This is a genomic window from Siphonobacter sp. SORGH_AS_0500, from assembly GCF_031453245.1.
Classification (GTDB): domain Bacteria; phylum Bacteroidota; class Bacteroidia; order Cytophagales; family Spirosomataceae; genus Siphonobacter.
This window is the reverse complement of the sequence record NZ_JAVIYT010000001.1, coordinates 4,098,530-4,115,705: the sequence shown is the minus strand read 5'-3', so window position 1 is coordinate 4,115,705 and position 17,176 is coordinate 4,098,530. Positions and strand designations below refer to the sequence as shown.

Annotated in this window: 11 protein-coding genes and 1 pseudogene; 5 read left to right on the top strand and 7 right to left on the bottom strand. The window is 44.1% G+C overall.

Annotation, left to right across the window (positions count from 1 at the left end; translation table 11 throughout):
* Window positions 1-70 precede the first annotated feature (70 nt).
* The 3 genes from QE357_RS17460 (at window position 71) to QE357_RS17450 (ending at window position 2,671) form a co-directional block, all read left to right on the top strand.
* The gene (locus tag QE357_RS17460) at window positions 71-820 is read left to right on the top strand and encodes an outer membrane beta-barrel protein (protein WP_309710163.1); all 750 of its coding nucleotides are present in this window, start codon (window positions 71-73) and stop codon (window positions 818-820) included.
* A 163-nt stretch (window positions 821-983) separates the two neighbouring features.
* On the top strand, window positions 984-1,607 hold the full coding sequence (locus QE357_RS17455; RefSeq protein WP_309710160.1) for a porin family protein: 624 nt from the start codon (window positions 984-986) through the stop codon (window positions 1,605-1,607).
* Window positions 1,608-1,690: 83 nt separating this feature from the next.
* A complete protein-coding gene (locus tag QE357_RS17450) occupies window positions 1,691-2,671 on the top strand; it encodes a bifunctional heptose 7-phosphate kinase/heptose 1-phosphate adenyltransferase (protein WP_198555268.1) in 981 nt (326 codons plus the stop codon).
* Window positions 2,672-2,742: 71 nt separating this feature from the next.
* On the opposite strand, the pseudogene hemE reads toward QE357_RS17450, so the two are convergent.
* Window positions 2,743-3,775 (bottom strand): annotated as a pseudogene (gene hemE / locus QE357_RS17445) (uroporphyrinogen decarboxylase).
* Between the two features lie 474 nt (window positions 3,776-4,249).
* Here hemE and yihA point away from each other — a divergent pair.
* Together yihA and QE357_RS17435 are read left to right on the top strand one after the other, a co-directional pair.
* The gene (gene yihA, locus QE357_RS17440; RefSeq protein WP_309710155.1) at window positions 4,250-4,861 is read left to right on the top strand and encodes a ribosome biogenesis GTP-binding protein YihA/YsxC; all 612 of its coding nucleotides are present in this window, start codon (window positions 4,250-4,252) and stop codon (window positions 4,859-4,861) included.
* A 164-nt stretch (window positions 4,862-5,025) separates the two neighbouring features.
* Window positions 5,026-5,469 carry a DUF5606 domain-containing protein gene (locus QE357_RS17435; RefSeq protein WP_106637389.1) on the top strand — a complete coding sequence of 148 codons (444 nt, stop codon included), beginning with the start codon at window positions 5,026-5,028 and terminating at the stop codon, window positions 5,467-5,469.
* Between the two features lie 58 nt (window positions 5,470-5,527).
* Here QE357_RS17435 and cysM read toward each other — a convergent pair whose 3' ends face one another.
* The 6 genes from cysM to QE357_RS17405 all read right to left on the bottom strand — a co-directional run bounded on the left by cysM (window position 5,528) and on the right by QE357_RS17405 (window position 17,113).
* Window positions 5,528-6,403 carry a cysteine synthase CysM gene (gene cysM, locus QE357_RS17430; protein ID WP_106637390.1) on the bottom strand — a complete coding sequence of 292 codons (876 nt, stop codon included), beginning with the start codon at window positions 6,401-6,403 and terminating at the stop codon, window positions 5,528-5,530.
* Window positions 6,404-6,510: 107 nt separating this feature from the next.
* The gene (locus QE357_RS17425) at window positions 6,511-7,812 is read right to left on the bottom strand and encodes a vanadium-dependent haloperoxidase (protein ID WP_309710151.1); all 1,302 of its coding nucleotides are present in this window, start codon (window positions 7,810-7,812) and stop codon (window positions 6,511-6,513) included.
* Complete coding sequence (locus tag QE357_RS17420; protein WP_309710148.1) at window positions 7,809-11,069, bottom strand: VCBS repeat-containing protein; 3,261 nt, start codon at window positions 11,067-11,069, stop codon at window positions 7,809-7,811. Before QE357_RS17420 ends, QE357_RS17425 begins: the two co-directional genes overlap by 4 nt.
* 104 nt (window positions 11,070-11,173) lie before the next feature.
* Complete coding sequence (locus QE357_RS17415; RefSeq protein ID WP_309710146.1) at window positions 11,174-12,787, bottom strand: SusD/RagB family nutrient-binding outer membrane lipoprotein; 1,614 nt, start codon at window positions 12,785-12,787, stop codon at window positions 11,174-11,176.
* Window positions 12,788-12,797: 10 nt separating this feature from the next.
* The gene (locus QE357_RS17410; protein WP_409050250.1) at window positions 12,798-15,938 is read right to left on the bottom strand and encodes a SusC/RagA family TonB-linked outer membrane protein; all 3,141 of its coding nucleotides are present in this window, start codon (window positions 15,936-15,938) and stop codon (window positions 12,798-12,800) included.
* A 590-nt stretch (window positions 15,939-16,528) separates the two neighbouring features.
* Entirely contained in the window at window positions 16,529-17,113 is a 585-nt protein-coding gene (locus QE357_RS17405) for a DUF255 domain-containing protein (RefSeq protein ID WP_232793754.1), read from the bottom strand.
* Between the last annotated feature and the right edge of the window lie 63 nt (window positions 17,114-17,176).

The window sequence follows — 17,176 nt, the reverse complement described above, 5'->3', positions numbered from 1 at the left end:
GGTATTTGCACGCCATTCTCAAATCCTTTCGTTTCTTTGCGTTTCCAACACGTAGTCGTATTCCCTTCACATGAAAAAAATCTGCTTTCTCAGTATCTCATTAGTATTACTTTCCACTTCACTATTTGCTCAGCGTGAGTCCGATCCGAAGTGGGTCTTTAAAATGGGGCTGAATGGCACGGATATGAATCGTAATCTGGTTGAAAATACCGGAGATCCTGTTCTGAAACCCGCTTTCACGTTTGGCTTTGCCCGCAATATTGAATTTGTTCCTAAGTTATTAAGTCTGAATGTCGGCCTACGTTACAGCCCCCGAGGCTATTGGTCGCAGCAGAAATTTGATGAGCAGGTGGTATACCGTAAAGTTGATAATACTCGCCGGGCCTCTACCATCGTTCCCCGAAATCGAAGCTGGAATTCCCTGCATTATGTGGATGTTCCCATTGATCTGGTCTTGCAAGTAGGCGGAGAAAGAACCAAATTCTATGCTTCTGCGGGAGGTTACGTAGGCTTAGGAGTATACGGCAAAAACACGATTCGATACCGTACCGTAGAGTTTGTTCACGACTCTACTTCGTCTAATCTCGGAATTATTCCAGACCAGCGAGACTTAACCCGGAAAGTAGATCCCTTTAAAAGTGACCTCAAACGCCTGGATTACGGCATTAACTTAGCCGTAGGTATTCGACGTAATTATACCGTTTTTGGACTTACTTATAGCCAGGGGTTAGCCAATCTCTCCAATCTGGGTTCAGGTGGTTCGATTACTAACCGTTCGTTCGGTCTATTTATCAATTACTTTTTTGATGATGCTTTCTAGCTTTTCTAGCATCACTTTTTTAAGGACTGCGTTTTGAAATAGTTTAGGTTTAAGGAATGAGCCAGCAGGTAAGAAGAACAAGTAGAGTTTTTCAAAACAAATCTCTCATTCTGGCTATTAATACCTGAGATAAATCTAAACCCCACATTCAAAACTCATTAGTATGAAATTCTTTACCTGGCTCTTATTCCTGTTAGCTCCACTGGGAGCAATGGCTCAGAGCAAGTTAGTTTTTAAGGCAGGCGGAAATGTATCAAGCATGAGTCAGGCGTTAAGCTCTGAGCTGGATGCCCCAATTTCCAAAGCTGGTTTTCACGCGGGACTAGGTTCTGATATTCCGCTTACTAGCAGTGGCAATCTGACTATTCAACCGACCTTACTCTTTGCTCAACGCGGTTATATCGCTGATTTTAAGCAGGATACTCGTCGGGCTAGTACCACGCTCAACTACCTGGATTTACCCGTCAACGTAACACTGAAACTGGGTAATGAAGAAAGGAATACCAAATTTCTGCTTTTTGGAGGTGGTTATGTAGCCTGTGGATTGGGAGGAAAAACCATCGAACGGGAGAGCGGTCAGCCTCAAACGGAGTATAGTGTTCGTTTCAATTATGATCTACAACGATTCGATTATGGCGTGCAGGGCGGCATAGGCGTGCAGTTTGATTTTTTCCAGCTTTCGGCTTTCTATCAGCAAGGACTGGCGAATGTGTCAGAAATGTCAAAAAATGCGAAGAACCAAACCTTTGGTCTGAGTATCAGTTACTTGTTTGACAATATATTTTAAGTTGAGCGGTCATTCGAACGTATTTCCCCATTGCAAGAATAGAATCATTCAGCGAAGGTTTCTGAGCTATTTTATTAGATATTATGTTGTTACCTGCTGTCTTTGAAGCATTCAATGAATTAAAAGTATTGGTGATTGGAGACGTAATGATTGACAGTTACGTCTTTGGTCGGGTAGACCGGATTTCTCCCGAAGCCCCCGTACCCGTAGTGGTAGCCCAGCGGCGGGAATACCGTTTAGGTGGGGCTGGAAACGTGTTACTGAACGTTCAAGCTCTGGGAGCCCAGGCCATCGCCTGTTCCGTGATTGGTACGGATTCGTACGGAGATGAGTTATGCAATCTCCTGGAAAGCAAAGGATTAGTTACCCGGGGCATTGTTCGCAGCCGGGATCGTATTACAACGGTGAAGGAACGAATTATTGCTGGAAGCCAGCAGGTGGTGCGGGTTGATACCGAGACGGAAGCTCCTATTTCAACGGAAGAAAAAGCAAGTCTCTTGCAGAAAATTAAAGAGCTGGCTCTTCAGTGTCAGGTTATTATCTTCGAAGATTACGATAAAGGCGTTATTTCGGCTGATCTGATTCAGCAGGTAGTCAGTTTTGCAAAAGAGCACGGTATTCCAACGGTTGTAGATCCCAAAAAGCGGAATTTCCTACATTACCATGGCACTACGCTTTTCAAGCCCAATCTGAAAGAATTACGCGAAGGACTCAATATCAGTTTTGATGTTCGAATTCCTTTAGAACTGGAAGCAGCTGCTCAGAAATTAAAAGACGCTCTGTCGCTCGATGGAACGCTTATTACGCTCTCCGAACGCGGCGTTTATATTGACTTCAAGGAAGAAAAATGCCACTTACCGGCCCACATTCGTCAAATTTCGGATGTTTCCGGGGCTGGAGATACGGTAATTAGTATTGCCGCCTGTTGTGTGGCCTTAGGCTTAAGTCCCCAACGCATCGCTGGTCTGTCTAATTTAGGTGGTGGGCTGGTGTGTGAAGAAGTGGGCGTAGTACCTATTAACAAATCGCTCTTACTAGCCGAAGCTTTAGTAGCTAATTTGTAGCGTTATGAATAACAGAAGGGTTGAATGATAGTACCAATTCTATCATTCAACCCTTCTGTTATTTATTCCTTTTAAAATTGATATTCCTTTACGGTATCAATAAAGCAACGCACTTTATCAGGATTGGTGTCGGGATATACCCCGTGACCGAGATTAGCAATGTGCTTTTGACCGCCAAACTGACGAAGCATCTCTTGTGTTTGCTTCTTAATTTCCGAGAAACTGCCGTAAAGCACACAAGGGTCCAGGTTACCCTGCAATACTTTCGAAGGAATCATTTCGCGACTTTCGGCAATGTCCATATTCCAGTCGAGGCCTACTACCGAACAATTCAACGCATTCATTTCCCGTCGAGCAAAGAAAGCCCCTTTGGCAAATACCGTAACGGGAACCAACGCCTGCAATGCGTCGCAAATCTGAGAGATATAAGGCAACGAAAACTCCCGGTATTGTTGAGGCGAAAGAATGCCCGCCCAGGAGTCAAATAACTGCACCAAATTGGCCCCAGCCACTACCTGAGCTTTTAAATAGGCAATCGTAGTATCCGTAATTTTTTGCAGAAGCTTGTGCGAAAGCTCGGGCTCGGCGTAAAGGTATTTCTTGGCTACTGAGAATGTTTTTGAACCTTTCCCTTCAATCATGTAACAAAGAATGGTGAAGGGAGCTCCGGCAAAACCAATGAGCGGAACCCGACCGTTTAATTCTTTTTTGGTGATGCGGATGGCATCCAGCACATACTTCAACTCTACTTCAGGATCGACTTCTTTTAACTTCTCAACGTCCTGCAAGGTCTGAACCGTAGTCGGAAAAACGGGGCCACGGGCTTCGATCATTTCATAAGGTAAGCCCATTGCTTCGGGCACTACCAGAATATCGGAAAAGATAATGGCGGCATCTACGCCCAGCAAATCTACGGGCTGAATGGTTACTTCGGCTGCCAGTTCAGGCGTTGTGCAAAGGTTAATGAAGCTACCGGCCTTGGCCCGAACTTCGCGGTATTCAGCCAGGATACGTCCTGCCTGTCGCATCATCCAAAACGGGTACGCGTTCTACCTGTTCGCCGCGAGCCGCTCGTAAAAACAAATCGTTCTGAAGAATTTCCATGCCGCAAAGGTAAGGTTCAGTTTAGAGTTTTCAGTTTTCAGTTTAGAGTTTTCAGTTGGTTTAGAGTTTAGAGCGGCCGCCGCTGCGGTTTGGGGTTTGGGAAGGAAAAACCGGCAAAGGTAGGAAAGAGGTTTTAAAATGAAAGTAATAGCCCCGGTCTGGATCGACCTGGATGACAATCCCGGGTTTTCGTATATAGGTATTCCCGCCCTGGCTGGTGTCCTCACCAGCCCTTACTAAAAGCATAATGGTTGGTGAGGACACCAACCAGGGTGGATGATTGCCCATCCGAAAAATCATAGCAATCAAGCATTTCAAGTAGAGATGCGACTTCATTGCGTCTGGCCAAGAGGCGGTTCTTGTTACGATTCAAATGATTCGCATTGCCCGGCCAGACGCGATGAAGTCGTGTCTCTACCTAATAAAACGGAAAACTGAAAACTGAGCCTTACCTTTGCTGTAAATATTAAGAGCATGAAGATTAAAGAAGCCGCTTTTGTGGTGAGTAATACAGATTGGGAGAAATGCCCCAAACCTGATCGGCCCGAGTATGCCTTTATTGGTCGGTCGAACGTGGGTAAATCTTCCCTGATTAACTCACTGGTACGTCGGAAAGATCTGGCTAAAACTTCGCAGACCCCGGGTAAAACCCAGTTAATCAACCACTTTTCAGTGGACAATACCTGGTATCTGGTCGATTTACCGGGCTATGGGTATGCAAAAATCAGTAAGAGCGAGCGGGATAAATTTGAACCCATGATTTTTGGGTACATCCAAAATCGCCCCAACCTAGTGTGTACGTTCGTGCTGGTGGATGTTCGCCATGACCCCATGTCGATTGATCTGGAGTTCATGTCACAGTTAACAGAGGCTGAAGTTCCATTTTACATCGTCTTTACCAAAGCCGATAAACTATCAAAAAGTCAGTTGGAGCAAAAGGTAAAAAAGTATAAGGAAGGCTTTCTCCAATTTTTTACCGCCATGCCGAAATACTTTGTAACCTCATCCGTTGACGGTTTAGGTCGCGATGAAATTGCCGAAGCTATTGGAGAATTGAATGCGGATTTTCGGGGTGCCCAGCGGTAATAGCCTGATGATTGGCTACTTTTGTGGTTCGGTTACCGAAAACCATTCTATCTTGATAGAAAAGAAATTGATTTGACTAAGCTAATCTGTTGATAATTAGACAGATAGGTAAAAGGTCAAACCTAAGCTTAAAAACGCTTATTTGCCACAACAACTTTGATTACATGGAATTGTTAAAAGAAATTGCCCACATTTCCGGAAAACCCGGTCTGTACCGAATCCTGAAGCCAACCCGTACGGGAGTGATTGTGGAGACTATTGATGAGAAAAAAGGTCGTACGGTAGTGGGAGCGAATGCTCGCGTTTCTGTATTGAAAGAAATCTCGGTTTATTCGGATAATGAAGAAGGGTCAAAACCTCTTCCTGATATTTTTCTAGCGATTCGTGAAAAACACGGCGAGAAAGTAGACGTGGACACGAAAAACGCCAGTGATGCCGATTTACGTGAATTTTTAGGCGAGGTTTTCCCTGAATTTGATCGTGAGAAAGTATATGCTTCGGATATCCGCAAAATGATCTCCTGGTATAACCTGTTGTCTCAATACCTGCCAGAGGCTTTCGAAACGGCTACGGAAGAAAACTCTACAGAAGAAGAAACCGCAGCTTAAGGGTAACCTAACTGGATGAAAAAGCCCCGAAATTTCGATTTCGGGGCTTTTTCTGTCATTATTCACCAAAAAGATTACTTGATAAATACCGATCTCCCTTATCGCAGATGATGCAAACAATGACTCCTTCTTCGAGCTCTTCGGCAAGTTGAAGGGCCGCCGAAACGCATCCGCCCGAGCTCATCCCACCAAAAATCCCTTCTACCTGAGCTAATGTACGGGTCATGGCAATGGCATCAGCTTCTGCTACGTCCATGATTCGATCTACCCGGCTGGGGTCAAAAATCTTCGGTAAATATTCCTGTGGCCAGCGACGAATACCCGGAATGGAAGATCCTTCTGTAGGTTGGCAGCCCACAATCTGAATGTCAGGATTCTTTTCCTTCAAATAAAGTGAGTTTCCCATAATGGTTCCGGTCGTACCCATCGAACTTACGAAATGGGTAATGGTACCATTGGTATCTCTCCAGATTTCTGGCCCTGTTGATTTGTAATGAGCCAGGTAATTATCGGGGTTCGCAAACTGATTGAGCTGAAAGTGCGTGCCGTTATCTGCTTTTTCCTGGGCATAATCCCGACAGGCTTCGATGCTTTCCAGTAAGGTAACTTTCGCTCCGAAAGCCTCCATGGTTAATACCCGCTCCCGGGTTGAATTCTGGGGCATAACCAGCTCAATGTCCAAATTATAGAGTCGGGCAATCATGGCGAGGGCAATGCCCGTATTCCCACTGGTGGCCTCAATGAGAGCCGTATTTGCCTTGATCTCGCCTCGTTCCAGAGCACTGCGGATCATATTCAGAGCCGGACGGTCTTTTACGCTGCCGCCGGGGTTATGCCCTTCCAGCTTACCAAAAATTCTAACCTTAGGGTTAGCATGCAGGCGAGTAATCTCAACCAGCGGAGTATTGCCTATAAAATCGAGAAGTAGAGCCATAACAAACAAATGATTGTCTAACGAATAACGTCAGAGCAAAGTAATGGGTTGCGTATGGTAATGCCTCATGATTCTATAGATTATCTACGTTTATCTGTTTAAGAACTCTATTTGTAGCCAGCCTTCTTTACCCGGACAATAACATAATTGCCAATATTTCGGCCTTGTTCCTGCCCATGTTCAATAGAGTCCCGGTAATGGATGCCTCCATATAAACGTGAAACAGCAGCCTCGGCTGCTGCCTGCCGGAAAGACTTGAATTGCCGGGTAGGCAGATCAAAAATGACTTCTGTGTTATCCGTAAAGGCAAAATTATCTCCTATAAAAAAAGTTAACACTTCCGCTACAGCGGTTGAAACCACACTGTGGCCACTCGTATATTCAGGAAACGGAGGGGTCTGTAGCAGTGGTTGCCAGGTTTTGTCAATACTTTGCTGAATGTAGGTTTCCGGGCGAATCCGGTTGCTGCGGTATTTTTCATCCCAGCAGCTAATGAAGGAGTCGTGTAGCGTCATTGCCGTAGTGGCTAAAACCAGAACCGAACGATTAAAGCTAAGCTTGGCCTGAGTAGTAGCGATGCTGGTAATGTTCATCCAGTGGCCGCCCGGACTGATTTTCTTGAAGCCAATCATCATGTGGCCGGAAGTATTAATGGCAAAGGGATTACAGTCCCAGTAAGAAGCAATGGCTCGGTGTTCCGGGCTTAGATCCTTACCCTCTTTATAGACCTCATAAGCAATTTTATAAAAGTCACTGGTAGTGTCTCGACTGAAGGTAACCGGACGCTTAGGGGCAAATTGATTGCAAGTATCCAGCATAAAAGGCCGGATGGTTTTCCAGTGAGGCTCCACGGCTTCCATATACCCTGGAGGCGTTGGGTACCAGTAACCATCGCCTTTGATGGGACGGTAACGCAGGCGTGTGCTGAGCTTGCCGTATTGATCAGTTGTAGAATAGGCAATGACGTGTTTGGCCATTAACTGAGCCGCCGCAATGGCCTTGTCAATGAGTTGTTGACTTTTGCCTTCCTGCTTCCACGCGTCCACCAATTTCTTTTCGTCTTCTTCCAGCATATAACCCGAAGGCAGAATGAGCCGACCTGTTTCCAGGATGCAATAGGTTGCTGCCATCGCATAATCGTACGATTTCAACGAACTCAAGTCCGGCTTTTTGAAATTCTTAGCAAGCAGCGTAGGCGAGGGGATTTTCTTATCCTGATCCGAAACAAATTCCTGAGCACCCATCAGGCAATAGGAGTAAAAACGGGCTGCTGCCGGAGGATTCACCACATCGTGAATCATTACCATCGTTACCGCAAAAACGGAAGGCTGTAAATGCTGGGTTGGGTTAGGTTTCTGAGCCCAGGTAATGGAAAGGCTACTAAAGAAAAGTAACAGAAAACGTTTCATTTCAAATGGTAGAATTGTAAAGGCTGGTCAAAAGCCCCAATGACTAAATAATTCTGATTATTAACCCGTAGATGTAAAGCAGATTTCACGTCTCCGTCGACGGATAAGCCAGATTCTCCCTGATTAACATATTCAAATCCTAATCCCTTAGCTTTGAGCAGACAGCCATAGTTGGCATCCATCGTACCGAGCTTGAGGCGATTAAATGACTTGTTACCCAGCAGTAATAGGTCCGTTTGATGGTGCTGACTGAAGTCTCCCGCAAGAATCTGAGTAATGGGGGCAAACTGCGATTGAATCGGTAAAATCTCTTTTTTGAACTTGCCCTGATCCCGACGGAACAGCACGCTACGAGCTTCAGTAACGGTCCATTTAAGGGCTGAACTAAGTTGTTCGGGCGTGAGAATACGGTCAATCGTGGCTTCTGAATAATCTTTATAGGAAATAAACTTCCTACGCATCGGAAAAATCTGATCGTTCAATTCATCCCGACTTACGAACGGATAAGACTTGTTCTGCATGTAGAAACAGAAGATGGGGTCAATCGATCCGTTTTTGTCAAAGTCGGCGTAGTAAAGTTCGCCGGGTTGTTCGGGTGATACTTTGATTTGAGAATTAGTACCCAGATTTCCGGCAATGATTTCTTTTACGCCATCATTATCCAAATCAGTAACCAGAATCGAAGACCAGAAACCATTTTCCTCCTGTGAAAAATACTGACTGCTCTGATCGGTGAAACCTTCAGGCGTATTTTTGAAAACCTTAATGGGCATGAATTCTCCGCAAATAATCAGATCTTTTCGCCCGTCCTGATCCAGATCTTCCCACTGAGCATCCGTTACCATTCCGTTAATCGGAAACCGATGAGCGATAAATTCGCCCTTCCCCTTGTTCTCCAGTAAATAGGAAGAAGGGCTCAGCGGATATTTTCCGGGAATAACTCTACCGCCTACGAAAAGATCAAGGTCGCCGTCCAAATCATAATCAGCGACACGCACGCAGGATTTACTGCTGGCATTGACACTGGGTAGGGCAGAAAGCGTTAGGTTGCCCTTCCCATCATTCAGGTACAAAAGATCCTGTAGGGAAGCGGTATTCGGCTCGAACAGCGAATAACCCCCCATTGCCACGTATAAATCGTCGTAGCCATCACCGTTCGCATCAAAGAATACTGCGGCGGAAGCGGCGGAAGTAGTTTCATCCCCAATAACCAGCTTATCAATGCCTTTGAAGGTTCCGTCTTTTTGCTGAATCAGAATTTTCCCGGTATTACTCTGATCTCCACTGATGAATAGATCCTCAAGGCCGTCTTTGTTCACATCACCTTTGGCCAAGACAGGCCCCGATTGAGAATACATAGACAGCATCAAGGGCTGGCGTTTAAAATCATTTTCCGAGTAACCCTGATGGGTATGCGTAATGAGCGGTTTTACTTTTTCGAATAAAACGGGCTTCTTTATCGCCGACGCTACCCAGGGTTTTGTATTTTTTTGTTCAACCACCAGACGCTGATTGGCTTTTATGTTTCTAAGTACTTCAAACGATAAATCTGGCCAGATGATCTGAACGGAGTCTACGTTGGTATAGGTACCTAAGCCAAAATGTAAGGTAAGCGGTTGAGAGGAGAGATAACCCCGCACAGGCATCAGCTCCTGATATTGCAGACTTCCTTTCGTATAAATCGTTACCTTGGCACCGAGGGCATTTCTATTGCCTTTGGGTGAACGAAGTCTGAATTGCAGGTAATTACTGGCGTTATTTTCCCGGCTCAGATTTTGATAAATAGAAGCAGGCTCATTGATATTGTTAACGACTAATTCCAGATCACCATCATTATCCAGGTCGGCGTAGACGGCTCCGTTTGATACGCAGGGATTGGTTAACCCCCATTCCATTTGTTTGTTGGTAAACGTGAGGTCGTGGTTGTTTTTAAAAACGTAGTTGGGTAAACGGCTCGAAGGAATGGCTTTAATTAATTCCATTAACTGCATCGGCTCGCGATCCATCGCTTTGCGAATCTTATAATCACCCCAATATTTTAAAAAGTCTTTATTGGTAAAATCCCGCAGATACCCGTTCGACACGAAAAGATCTTTGTACCCATCATTATCATAATCGGCCATGAGCGGACTCCAGCTCCAGTCCGTATTAGAAATGCCTGCGGTCTGGGCAATTTCGCTGAAGGTGCCGTCGCCATTATTAAGCTGAAGCATGTTTCGCATGAACTGCTTGTGCAAATCCTGCTTCAGCATTAATTCATACGACTCGTAATTTTCCTGAAGCTGTAAGGTTTTCTGACGACGGTTTTCTTCGGGTAACATATCCAGCGAAACAATGTCCGACCAGCCGTCATTGTTATAATCCGCAATGTCCAGCCCCATGGAAAACTGCGACATGTGACGCAAGGCTTTTTTGCTTACTTCCGTGAAAGTGCCGTTTTTGTTATTCAGGTAGATGTAATCCGGCTCGTTATAATCATTGGTAACGTAGAGGTCCTGCCAACCATCTTTGTTAAGGTCGGTTACAACCACGCCCAGCCCATACGTTAGCGTGTGCTGGTGAATACCCGTCTTTTTAGTAACTTCTACAAAATGATTATTCTGATTTTCGAAAAGCTTATTACCCGCCAGAGCATCAACGTCGTTGCGGTACTTATATAGCTCGATGTTGTCATACTTACCTACGCTGTGATTCAACAAGAGTAAATCAAGGTCACCATCATTATCATAATCAAAAAAGGCCGACTGAAAACTGTAGGAGGGATCGTCCAGGCCGTATTCTTTGGCCATTTCTTTAAAGGTAAGATCACCCTGATTAATGAAAAGCTGTTTACGACGTTTCTCGGCGTCGCCTTTGCCCATGTAACACACGAAAATGTCCAGAAAGCCATCGTTGTTAACATCGGCCATGCTAACCCCACTTTTCCAGGCATCGGCTCGGCCCGTCATACCCGCCGAAAGGGTGATGTCCTTAAACTTCAGGTTACCAAGATTCAGATAAAGTTTGTTCTCCTGAAGATTGGAGGTAAAAAACAAATCATCCAGGCCATCATTATTGATGTCCCCAACGGCCACTCCACCACCACTATAGAAGTATTCATACTCCATAATGTTACGGGTTTCCGTTTCTATGATTTCGTTTTTAAAGGTAATACCCGTTCGGTCGGAGGGAAGTAATTGAAAAAGGGGCTTTTGAGCCCTTGCAACCGAAGGAATGATAGCAGCAACCAAAAGATACAAAATACCTTTTTGGATCATGAGTAGAACTGTGTTTTAAGTAAGGGGGCAAGTAGAAACGAAAAAACTTCAACGATTAGTTGAAGTTAATACCAGAATACAAAAATAAAGGGGGTTTCCCCCCTTTATCCGAAATTAATTATTATTTGTCCCACCATAACCCGGGAAGTCCAGGTATCGCCGCCGGACAGACGACCTACGGCTGCTTTGTAGTTTTCAGCATTTAAGCTACCTTCTCCCGTTGGATAAACCTCACGGCGAGGAATATTGCCGCCTGAGAAATTACCCGTATAATTTACAGGAGTTAATTGAGGGTAACCAGAACGTCTCCAGTTACTCCAGGCTTCGATGAAGTTTTGAAGAATGCTGGTGGTTGCCCAGTATTGCTCGTTAATTTGCTTCAGAGCCGTAGACGTTACCAGAGGGTGAGCAGTGGCGTAAGCATCCGCCGTTGCGGCACTAATGGTAGTAGCCGTTCCGAATTTAGCTAATGACTGCAAACCGGCAGAGACTGCATTTTTGTAGTGCGTTGCTGCTGAGCCCGTTACTGAATAGCCACGCGTTGCTGCCTCAGCTAGTAACAATTCCGTTTCCGCGTAAGTCAGTACAAAAAGAGGGCCGCTCTGGTTACGGAATACACTTGTTGGACGAGAATATTTACCGATAGGAGTAGCATCTGCTCCACTTCCGGTACCGCCAGGGTAGTTGGGAGATTTAGTAATATCCGTAGCACCACCTGTTAAGTCGTAACCGTTAGGCAGACCTAATTGATTGGCAAAAGTGCTATCTCCTGCAGTAGCTGCTTGATTGGCTTGCAGACCAGCGGCTGGAACTTCAGCAATTTTAGTCAGACGAGGATCGCTATTTGCTTTGAGATAGTCGATCATCGTTTTGCTCCAGCGAAGTTGATAAAGGTCAGCAGCTGTAGCCAAAGCTGAAGCATTGGCATTGGTGTAACCATTGGTTAAATCTGCCTTCAGGTAAGCATCATCAGATACGCTGGTGAATGTACCACCAGCTGCTGCTTTCTCTGCGTAAGTCTTAGCCGTAGTTGGATCTACTTTTGTTAAACGCATGGCAAGCTTCAACATTAGCGAGTAACCATAACGTTTCCATTTAGCTACATCTCCTCCGTAGAAAGCATCATTGGTAGGGCCTGTCTGAGAAGTATTCAGGGCAACCGTAGCTGCTTCTAAACGAGTTAACAGATCCTGGTAAACACTCTGCTGGGTATCATAGGCAGGACGCGTAATACCGGTAGTTTTACCTTGAAGAGCTTCTTTATAAGGAATATCTCCGAATACATCCGCCGCCGTTGCCAGACTTTGAATTTGCATGATGGTTCCAATGTTTTCCAGATTGGACATGGAACCCTTTCTTTTGGCTAATTGCCCCATTTCATACGCGAAACTTGCCGCGTTGTAAGCATTATTCCAAACGCGATCCAGGTATGAATAAGTATTGTTAGACAACACGTACTTATCACCGTTGGTATAGTAGTTAGCACCACCTGTTGAAGTCGAAGCATACGCCTGAATCCACATACTCTGAAATAACATAGGGTTATAACCAGAAATAGATTCAACGTATTTCCACTGAGCACTAGGTAACAGAAGGTTTGGATTGAAAATTGCTTCTGATGCCTGATTTGGGTCAGTATTCAGCTCATCGAATTTATCCGTACAAGAGAATTGTAATGACCCAGCAAGTATAGAAAGGAGAATAAGTCTCTTTTTCATTTCTAATATCTTATTTAAACTTAATGTTTAAGTTAACGCCATAGGTACGAGCGGAAGGAAGACCAGTACCTTCAATACCGTAGTAGTTCAGGTTTGCTCCGAAAGAAGATTCAGGATCGATGTTCTTCGCTTTTTTCATCAGGTATAACAAATTCCGACCCACCAGAGAAACATTAACAGCCTTGATTAGAGGCAGTCCTTGCAATAATTTGGCAGGTAAGTTATATCCTAAAGTAACCTGACGCAGTTTGATGAAGTCTCCGTCAATAACGCTGGTTCTGGTGATGTTATTTGCTAAGCCACGGTAGTAATCCTGAACGGGCGTTTTAGTAGTGCTTGCCGCACCATCTGCTGTTACACCAGTAGTAATAAAACCAGTTTCACGACCTACAAGCGTAGCTTTGTTCAGACCTCTGAAGTACGTAGCGTATTCTGTTGCAGAGAGAATTTTATTACCATAGTTGTAGTCAATCAGGAAGGCCAGATTGAAGTTATGGAATGAGAAGTCGTTATTCCAACCACCGAACAGGGTAGGTAATACAGTACCCCAGGTTTTCAGATCGCCACGAACAGGAACACCAGCGGCATCTACTACGATCTGACCATTCGCACCATACTTATAATCGTAAGCTCTGATTTGAGGACCTGAATAACCAGGAACAAAAGCAGTCGTTGCGTTGTCAAGCGTGGCCCTGTTTTTACCTAAAGCAACAGGATTATTGTTCTCGTCGGTACTTAAGATTTTATTCTTAACAGAAGTCAGGTTAATGGACGTATTCCAGGTGAAGTTCGAAGTTTTCACTGGCGTACCATTCAATTGTAATTCCAGACCCTGGTTTTGAGTCGACCCCGTTGCTACTAAGCCTGATGTATAACCTGCTGCAAAGCTATAGTTTGCATTCATGATCTCGTTATTGGTCTTCTGCGTGTAGTAAGAAGCATCCAGACCTAAACGACCTGAGAAGAATTTCAACTCTAAACCAATCTCAAGCTCACTTTTCGTGAATGGTTTCAGACCTAAGTTGGGTAGTGCAGTACCGAAATTACCCGTAGCAATACCATTAAGAGAGTTACCAACGGAGTAATAAACTTTAGTCTTATAAGGGTCTGCAGGCTCACCACTGGTCACTGCGTAAGAAGCACGAAGCTTACCAAAGCTAAGCTTGTTTACTTTAACCAGGTCAGAGAAAACGAAAGAACCAGAAACCGAAGGCGTGAATACACTAAAAGCGTTCGGGGCTAATTTAGAAAAGCCGTCATAACGTCCTGTAGTAGTTAAACTCAGGAAGTTTTTGTAACCCAAATCAAAGCTGTAGTAATAAGAAACTACCTCTGAAGCAGTGTAATTATAATCACGATTGTAGTTTACAACGTTTCTCCAACTGTATAAATCACGAAGAACGAAAGGACTACCACTAATGGATTGTTTGTCGTAATTATTTTTACGGAGGTTAGCACCAAGCAAAGCATTGAATGACAAGTCTTCGGTAATATTTTTATTGATACCGATCAAACCGTCAATGTTCATTTCTGTTGTACGGGCCACCGATTGTTCATCTAAAGCTCCTTGTCCTACTGGATCCGATTTGATAGAATAAGCCGTTCCCCAGGGAGTTACTTTGAAAATCTGATCATTGGCATTGTCATAACCAATCCGAGCTTGAGCAAAAATCCAATCGGCAAACTGGTATTTCGTTGACAGCATCGAAATCAGACGCTGACGAGTTACGTTGTTAGTGTATTTACTGGTAACGAAGTAAGGGTTTGTTACGTAAGAATCATCGCTGAATACAATCTCTTCGCCCGTTGTTGGGTTATAGCCCGGAGCCAGAATCCGCTCATCTACGTTTGTTGCCAGGAACATACCATTGTTAGCGTTCAATGGACCGTCACTCAACTGAGGCTTGTTATGGACCCGCTCGTTGATGTAATTAGCCATTACACTTACGCTGAACTTTTTCGTGATGTTCTGATCAGCCGTTAAGTTGATTGTTTTACGACTTAATCCACTGTTAGGCAGAATAGACTTGTTATCCAGATTAGAAAGGGATAACCGGAAAGAACCGTTTTCACCACCCTGTCCAATAGATACCGTATTTGTAGTGCTAGCTCCTGTACGGTAGAAATTCTTAATGTTATTCTTCTGAGCAGAATAAGCATATTGGTTTCCATCGAACTGAGTCATCATTGAACCGTCCAGTTTCGCACCCCAGCTCAAACGAGTTGACTGCTGAGCATCGGCAATTGACGTAGGTTTGCTACCATATTGACCTTGACCATATTCATATTGGAAGTCCGTCAAGTTCATTGGGGTATCCATGGCGTAGTTCAGGTTATAATCAACTGAGAACTCTCCTTTTCTACCTTTTTTCGTAGTAATCAAAATAACACCATTAGAAGCACGGGCACCGTAAAGAGCCGAAGCAGATTGGCCTTTCAGAACAGTCATGTTCTCGATGTCATCGGGGTTTAAGTTACCTAAACCATCGCCACCATCGGCACCACCCCACTCACCAGCACTTCCGCGTTGAGTATTATCCATTGGAACACCATTGATGATGATCAGAGGAGCACCACCAGAGTTCATACTAGGCATACCGCGAAGTAAAAGCTTAGAAGTGCCGCCAGGACCACCGTTGGTTCCGCGAACACTCAGACCTGCTACCCGACCAGCCAGCGAGTTACCAAGGTTGGTTTCACGGGCTTTAGTCATTACTTCTGCATTGATCGTTGATACGGCATACCCTACGGTACGGGCTTCTTTCGATACGCCCAAAGCCGTTACTACTACTTCCTGAAGATTACCATCATTAGGAGCCAGACTTACATTGAGTACGGTCTGGGTTCCAACGGTAACTTCTTTCTTATTATAGCCAACGTAAGAAACGATAATAACCGCCTGGTCATTAGGGATAGAAAGCGTAAAGTTACCATCGGCCCCGGTAATAGAACCTTGAGTGGTACCTTTAATAGATACGGTAGCCCCTGCTAAAGGCTCTCCTTTTTCATCTGTCACCTTACCCGTAATCTGGCGATCGATGCTCATGGTAGCAGAATTTTCTCTACCATAAGTAGGAGTCTCTGCACCTGAAAGCCACATTCCCAGACAAGTAAGAACCAACAATGAGGTCTTAGATAAGCTTCTTTTCATAAGAAGAATGGAAAATGAAGTTTAAGTTTAATTCGTACGTGTGTATACAGCTTGCGGGTTGTATTCTTATAAATTAAGCAGAGTATAGAGGTCGAGAAATAATTATACTGATTACTTTAAATAGTTATAATGACGGGTACGCAAAGGTTGGTCATTATTGATATTCTGATACTTTATCTACAAAAACTTTAATTAATGCCTATTGATAACATTTGTAAGTGAATATTCTGTATTCTATATTAATAATGTTATTTTATTCTGTTCAGAGGGAGCGAACAATAATTTTATTTCATACAAATCTATTCTGTATTATTTAAAATTTTAAATAAATAGGGATAATTTTTTAAAATTTTATTTTATCTAAGTGAAACTCAGCAATATAATCTAAGACTTGCTTTATATGATTATTAGTAGAAAGCAGATAAAATCAATCTACTACTGGATAATTATGTATAGAGCCCAAAGGAGGGCAAAAGTAAAATTCATCTTGGAAAAGTTTAAAACAAGCCTGATTCTCAGTTAACCTGATCAATAAAAAAGCCTACACAAAGTTGGGATTTGTGTAGGCTTCTTCAGTTGTAACTACTAGATCAACGGGTAAACGCCTTCGGATAAATCTCGCTTTTATACTTCTCCCAGGGCGTTTGCTTTTTATGATAATTATCGCCAAAAAACGTAATAATCTGATGAAAATCAGGGGCTTTGTGAAAACCGGGTACTGCCTGGATTACTTGTAGTTCATTGTTCTGGACGAATGTTTCGTCCATGAAGACCACGGTGGGGAAGCTCATTTTGCCGTTCATTAATAAGGCCGCCAGCTCCTGATACCCTCGATTCCCCTGAGCGATGTAGTTAAAGGTGTGAGAGCCCAGTTTGATAGGGTTTTTACCCTCTGCATCAAGCTTTACAGCGTAATATTTTTGGTTCACATATTCTACGACTTTAGGATTCGTGAAGGTCTCCCGATCCATTACCTTGCACCAGCCACACCAGTCGGTGTAAACATCAATCATGAATTTGCGGGGCTCTTTTTGGTTGCGGGCGTAGGCTTCCTCTATGGTAAGCCACTCAATTTTTGCCGCTTTAGGGGACTGCGGTTTCTCTTGAATAGGAGCGAAAGACCAGCCTGCCACCGAAAGGGCCAGCATGCAGCAAAAAGTAAGGATGGAACGCATGTATCGTTTGATTTGAGATCAAATTTGGGTAGAATCTCTGATAATGTTAAGATTTATTACGCT